Source organism: Priestia sp. FSL H7-0729 (genome assembly GCF_038005685.1).
Taxonomy (GTDB): Bacteria; Bacillota; Bacilli; order Paenibacillales; family Paenibacillaceae; genus Paenibacillus.
In genome coordinates, this window is the sequence record NZ_JBBOTQ010000017.1 from 99,274 (window position 1) to 105,696 (window position 6,423).

Genomic DNA, 6,423 nt, shown 5'->3' on the forward strand with positions numbered 1-6,423 from the left:
ATGTTGAGGAGGCGGAGTTAGAATGAAAAAGAAAATATGGATTGCAGCTTTGCTGGTAACGGTTATGGCAGTTGCTGCTGGATGTGGAAGCAAGCCAACAGCTGCTCCGAATCAGACGCAAGGTGCAGGAACTGAAAACAATGTGACCGAGGTTGAAGGCGAAACAATTACCGAACCGGTAACTGCTGAACCAGAAGAGAACACAACACCAACAGAATCCACGGAAGGCAGTTCGGAGGAAACGACTACAACTACTCCGCCAAGCGAAACGTCTACACAGACGCCAGCAACTTCCGAAAGTAATGAAAAGAAAACGATCACTGTATTCTATACGGATGAAGAAGAACTGGAGTTGCACAAAGCTTCGGCAGAGATTTCTTACGCATCGGATGATGCCAAATATAAGGCTGCCTTTGAATCACTGCAGCAGAGCAAGGACAATAAACTTGTTCCTCTGTGGTCTAAAGAAATTGAATTGAAGTCTGTTCAGTTCAAGGATGGAGCTCTTACCCTGGATATTCATATGCCAGATACGGCACGTCTTGGAGCAGGTGGAGAAGTATTTGCCATGGATGCTCTGAAACAAACGTTCTTCCAGTTTGATGAAGTAAAATCACTTGATTTACTGGTGGATGGTCAGCAGACTGAGAGTCTGATGGGCCATGTGGATCTTGAACATCCAATGACAAGATCCGAATAGGCTGTACAGCAGGCTGTTGTACCGTGAATCCACGGAATATGGGTCGTTTTACATGAGAGAGGGGAATCATAGGTGACTTTTAAATATAACAATTCATCACACTCTAAAAAAGTAGTATCAGCCGTGCTTGCAGGCATGATGGCCCTTAGCGCCGGCGGAGCTGCCATGGCAGCAGAATCAACAGAAACGGGGCAGGGTCAGACTTCTGCAGTAACGAATACGGCTGCACCAACTGGTTTGTTCAGTGACATCAAGGTCGGATACTGGGCTGAGAAACATGTGTACAAACTGGCATATCAAGGCATTCTTCTCGGTAACAACGGCCTGTTCCGTCCAGGAGACGCGGTAACACAGCAAGAAGCTGTAACGATGGCAATCCGTTTTATGAATCAAGAGGGCCAGTTGAATACCGACACGGCTGCGGCATTACCGACAAACATGGAAGTGGGAAATTATTTCAAGCCATATGTCGCGCTGGCACTTCAACTGGGACTGATTGACAAGACGGAAGAATCAACGGTGGATGTATCCAAGACATCATGGGGGCAAAAGCCGGCTTCACGGGAATGGATTACGAAATTGTTAATCCGCTCATTGGACAAGGATGCTGAAGCGAAAGCGCAAAACAATCAATCTACCGGATTTGCTGATAATGCAGATATCTCCGACAGTGGTAAAGGTTATGTCAATCTGGCTGTTAGCCTGGATCTGGCCAAAGGTGTGGAAGGAAACAAATTCAATCCAACCGGTTCCGTAACCCGTGCTCAACTCGCTACCTTTTTCAGTCGTGGCGAATCGTTAACGGATACTAAATATCCGAACACTTCCACGGGTTATGTGACTGGATTGAAAGATGGGCAGATCACGCTGGTTGTGGACGGCAAAGCCGTTAACTTCGCAGTGAACAGCAGTACGCCTTACTTTACGAAAGACAGTGAGACGCGTGCATCATCCACAGATGTGAAACTATATACAAAAGTTATGGTTGTGGGTTCGGCAGGTGGGGCTTCCTATGTGGAAGTGGTTGATGCTACACCACAGGTGGAGAGCGTTGAAGGTACATTTGCACGTTCATTATCTGGTAACAAGATAGGTATCTTTGTAGGCGAAAATTACGAAACGTACAGTTATGATGAGGCAACTGCATTCATCGATCAGAATGGTAATGCAATCAAACTGTCCGATATTACGGCAGATAGCGTCATTGAAGTACAGCGTGAGACGTTCTCGGCTGATAAAAAAACAGTCGCTATTCGTGTGAAATCCGGTATTGTGAACAAGAGTGACAATGGCGTAGTCGCTGAAGTATCTACTTCTGGCAAAACCATTAAACTTGTCAATGCAGCGGGTGCTACCGAGCAGTTTGCATACAATGACAATCTGCTTATCACATATCAGAACCGTATCCTGTCAGTGGCTGATCTCAAAGCCGGCAGTGCCGTGAAATACACCGTTAAGGACAGTGTTCTGCAAACGATCGTATTATCTCAAGGTGTGGAGCAATCTGTGCGTGGAACATTGGTTGAAATTGGTGGTAACCAATCCACGGTAACGTTCAAACGTGAAGGGGGTTCACTGGAGGCGAAACTGCTGACTGAAAAGCCGGAAGTTATTATCAATGGCATTCAGGATGCAACTCTGAATGATCTCATCACGGATGCAACGAACGGGGATCAGGTGGAGTTAACATTAAACGCTGATGACCAAGTAACGCGTATTCAGGTCATTGGACGCCAGATGGAACCTATGAACGGAGTAACGGTTGTATCTTACAACAGCAAAACAAAGGTACTTACCGTACTAGACAACAACAAAAAACCGTTTGTATTTACATTGGATGATAAGACTAAACTGGACTACAATACGACCAAACCTACATTGTCTGGTCTGGAATCACTCTTAAACGATGGTCGCAAATTGGATCTGACATATGTGGGAACACGTGCATTGTCCGTAAAAGTGATTTACAAGTACGAAGGTACGATCAGCAACATTGATACTTCTGGCAAGAAAATCAGTTTGCTGTCCGGTAATCAGACGATTACAGTGCCTTATTCTACGGTTCCTACAGTTGAGATGTATAACAAATCCGGCGCGAGTCTGGGAGATTTGAAGATTGGTGACAAAGTTACCATAACGCTTGGAGCAAATCAGGATGTAGTGCAGAAGGTTGCACTGAACACCGTGGCTCAATTCGAAGTGGTTGCCTTGGAAGCAAATAGTCGTATTCGAGTAAAATCAGATCTGTTGACAAGTCAGTTCTACGTGGATCAAGCGGTACTGACAGGAGAGAGTGGTCAGACGATCACGCCTTCACAGCTGACAGCAGGCAACCTGATTAATGTGACGTTTGAAGGAGCTACGCCAAAAGCTGTTCAAGTCGTGAAGCGTACGTTGGCTGAAGTTACAGCAGTGGATGCTTCATCCGTAACACTCAAGCAGTTTAACGGCCAGACTGAAACCGTGCCTGTTAGCGGTTCTGTTAAAGTCGTAAAATCTGGCTCCACATTAACTTCATTGACTAGTCTTACGGTTGGAGATCGTGTGGAAATGACAAAAGATACGGATAATTCCACACGCTTCAGAGTACTAACTGTCATGAGCAAACAATTCTGGTCTTATGATGGCGTGGGTAACCAGATCCTGGTTAAACGGGAGACGACAACAGACACAAACTATCGTTTTGCACTCGGATCAAGTGTATTTGTTCACCAGGGTGACAATACTTTAAGCGTGCAATCTCTCAGAGATAATGATAATATTGTATTGTATCTCCTGAACAATGTTATTATGGAGATTCAAAAACAGTAATCGTTTCTTTTCGAGGATCAAAAGAATGACCGTCTTGATACGGGATCTTTCCCGCATCAAGACGTTTTTTTTGCAAGCTTTTTGAGGTCCCCGCAAAGTATTCGGATGAAGCTTCGAAGTAAGGCTCCGCAGAGTGGAGTCATTTTGTGGGAGGTAGCTCTTCATGAATGCAGCGACGGTTAGGCATATACTCGAAACTATGGAAGCAATGTTTCCTGATGCACATTGCGAATTAAATCACAGCAATGCATTTGAATTGACGGTAGCTGTCCTTTTGTCTGCCCAGTGCACTGATGAAACGGTGAACAAGGTAACCGCAGATTTGTTCCAGAAGTACAGAAGCCCGGCAGATTATCTGGCGGTTCCTCTCGAAGAGTTGGAACAGGATATTCGGCGAATCGGTTTGTACCGAAACAAGGCCAAGCATATTCAGAACATGTGCCGAATTCTAATAGAGCAGTATGGCGGTGATGTACCGCAGGAACATGATCAGCTTGTGACACTACCAGGTGTCGGGCGGAAAACCGCGAATGTAGTTGTTTCCAATGCGTTTGGTGTACCAGCAATTGCGGTAGATACTCATGTTGAACGTGTATCCAAGCGGCTGGCGCTTGCAGGTTGGGATGACTCCGTACTTGAAGTCGAAAAGAAACTAATGAAGCGCGTACCTCGGGATGAGTGGACTTTAACTCACCACCGATTTATATTTTTTGGACGCTACCATTGCAAGGCACAGAACCCTGCGTGTCATATCTGTCCATTGCTGGACATATGCAGGGAAGGAAAAAAACGTATGAAAACGTCCCAAATCAGGAAAGATAAGGAACGTGTCATCACCCGAAAACGAAAAATAAATTAATGAGCAGAAAAGGATGAATAATCATGAAATGCATTTCCGTGTACACTGACAATTTTGAGGCCTTCTCCGATATTTTTGAACAAATCGTTGAACAGGAAATGGCTGAAAATGAAGAAAAAGAAGTAGAAGGTATCACAGTAAGCCATTCTGGTGACGTGCCTGAACACTATCTGGAGCGTATGTCCGTTAAACCAGAAGTTGTGGTTATGAGAGACAAAGGCAGAGACATTACAATTCTGCAACATGGACAAGTATTTGAAATCTTGCTGCCTTCCATGGAGAATGCAGTTTCCTAAGAAGTAATTATACTGTAAGGTCTGTTGTGTTAATGTCATGAGGATCGTTTTGGTTAAAGTGATCGCATCGCATTCATGCAACAGACACTTGGCGTAAGCATTTTGATAAATGCCCAATATAGAATAGACCTTATTAAAGATAAAACCGACTTGTTCGGTTTTATTTTTTTATATAAGCAATGTAGGTGTCATGTATATTCGATTCCAACCGTTCAAATTTAAACATGATAATGTTAAAATAAATGTGGTAAAAGAGATAGACATCGAAACGGATGTCAAATTAGAGGAGCCAGGGGGAAGGCCAGTCATGTCCAGAACAGATTACCCAAAAGAAATGGCCAAACCTCTGCTTCCGCTGCGGGAAGCAATGGAGCAGACAGGGGACCATACGGCTGTACAGGCTTTAACGGATTTAATCAGCAAGGCAGAAACGAAACATCTGACGATTGCGTTCTGTGGTCATTTCTCTGCAGGCAAATCGAGTCTCATCAACAGTTTGTGCGGTAAACGGGTACTGCCTTCAAGTCCAGTGCCAACAAGTGCGAATGTCGTATCCATACGCAATGGTAAGCCGAGAGCGCTCATCTATACTACGCCAAACGTAAGCGCTGACAATGGAGCTGGAACACTTGAAGTTTCTCCAGAGGAATTGGAGGCGTATTGCAAAAATGGGGGAGCCTACAGCTCCATTGAGGTATGGGATGATATTCCACTGCTGAAAGATGATGCTGTTCTGCTGGATACACCAGGTGTGGATTCAACAGATCGTGGACACAGCCTCGCGACCCATTCCGCGCTACATCTTGCGGATGTGGTCTTCTATGTTATGGACTATAATCATGTTCAGTCTGAGACGAATCTTTCATTTGCCAAAAGTCTGTCGGATTGGGGCAAACCATTGTTTTTGATCGTGAACCAGATCGACAAGCATCGGGAACGTGAGCTTTCTTTTGAACAATATACCGAAGGGGTCGAAGCTATATTTGCAGCCTGGGAAGTGAGATATGACGGATTGTTGTTTACTTCCCTCCGTGACAAGGAGCATCGCTACAACCAGTGGGATATGTTACCGGAACTCATTGGACACATGAGGCAAGAGAAGGAAGCGTTAATTACGCACAGTTTGGCAAGTTCGGCCAGTCATGTAACGGAGCAGCACCTGACGAGAGAAGCGGAGAAACGTGAGGATGAAGAACAATCTCTGCTGGATGAGATCGGTGGCAAGGAAGGAATTGAACGCTTGGAACGGGAGCTGGAGCTTCTCGATCAACAAGCAGAAGACATTCTTACCGGACCTTCGCGAGTGCGTGAGAAATTCCGGGCAGAGCTTGAGCCACTTCTGGCGAATGCAAATCTTACTCCTGCGGATATTCGTACGTCGGCTGCTGCCTATTTGGAGAGCCGCAAACCGGGTTTCAGGGTAGGCTTATTATTCTCAGGCGGCAAAACCGAACAGGAAAAGCAACGCCGTGCTTCTGAGCTGGTGCGGTTATTACAGGATCAGGCTTCCGGACAAGTGGAAGTACATATTCGTACGATGCTGAGGCAGTTAGGTGAATCCCATCAGCTATGGGGAGCTGAGTGGGAGCAGGCGCTCAATACGGAGCTTCCTGCTGTGGATGAAGCACTATTGGAGATGAAACGCAGTGCCAGTGCTGAGGTATCTCCAGAGTATGTGATCCAGTTCAGTAAAGATGTGCGGGGCGAGATTGAGGCCCGCTATCGCAGGTCGGCCATGATGCTGGCCGACCGCATGC

General features: G+C 45.7%; 5 protein-coding genes. All 5 read left to right on the forward strand.

The features are described 5' to 3' along the window. Positions 1-22: 22 nt before the first annotated feature. Positions 23-700, forward strand: coding sequence for a GerMN domain-containing protein (locus MHH93_RS25415; RefSeq protein WP_500056279.1), 678 nt, complete (start codon positions 23-25; stop codon positions 698-700). Positions 701-772: 72 nt separating this feature from the next. Continuing rightward, a complete protein-coding gene (locus MHH93_RS25420) occupies positions 773-3,511 on the forward strand; it encodes an S-layer homology domain-containing protein (RefSeq protein ID WP_500056280.1) in 2,739 nt (912 codons plus the stop codon). A 163-nt stretch (positions 3,512-3,674) separates the two neighbouring features. Beyond that, on the forward strand, positions 3,675-4,370 hold the full coding sequence (nth, locus tag MHH93_RS25425; protein ID WP_253438436.1) for an endonuclease III: 696 nt from the start codon (positions 3,675-3,677) through the stop codon (positions 4,368-4,370). A 23-nt stretch (positions 4,371-4,393) separates the two neighbouring features. Next, on the forward strand, positions 4,394-4,666 hold the full coding sequence (locus MHH93_RS25430) for a hypothetical protein (protein WP_017687779.1): 273 nt from the start codon (positions 4,394-4,396) through the stop codon (positions 4,664-4,666). A gap of 307 nt (positions 4,667-4,973) precedes the next feature. Beyond that, the coding region (locus MHH93_RS25435) for a dynamin family protein (protein WP_500056281.1) at positions 4,974-6,423 on the forward strand (1,450 nt) is incomplete at its 3' end.

Bases quoted from the DNA above. Each gene is read 5' to 3' on its own strand.
- MHH93_RS25430 (WP_017687779.1), top strand. From the start codon at position 4,394: ATGAAATGCATTTCCGTGTACACTGACAATTTTGAGGCCTTCTCCGAT.
- nth (WP_253438436.1), top strand. From the start codon at position 3,675: ATGAATGCAGCGACGGTTAGGCATATACTCGAAACTATGGAAGCAATG.
- MHH93_RS25415 (WP_500056279.1), top strand. From the start codon at position 23: ATGAAAAAGAAAATATGGATTGCAGCTTTGCTGGTAACGGTTATGGCA.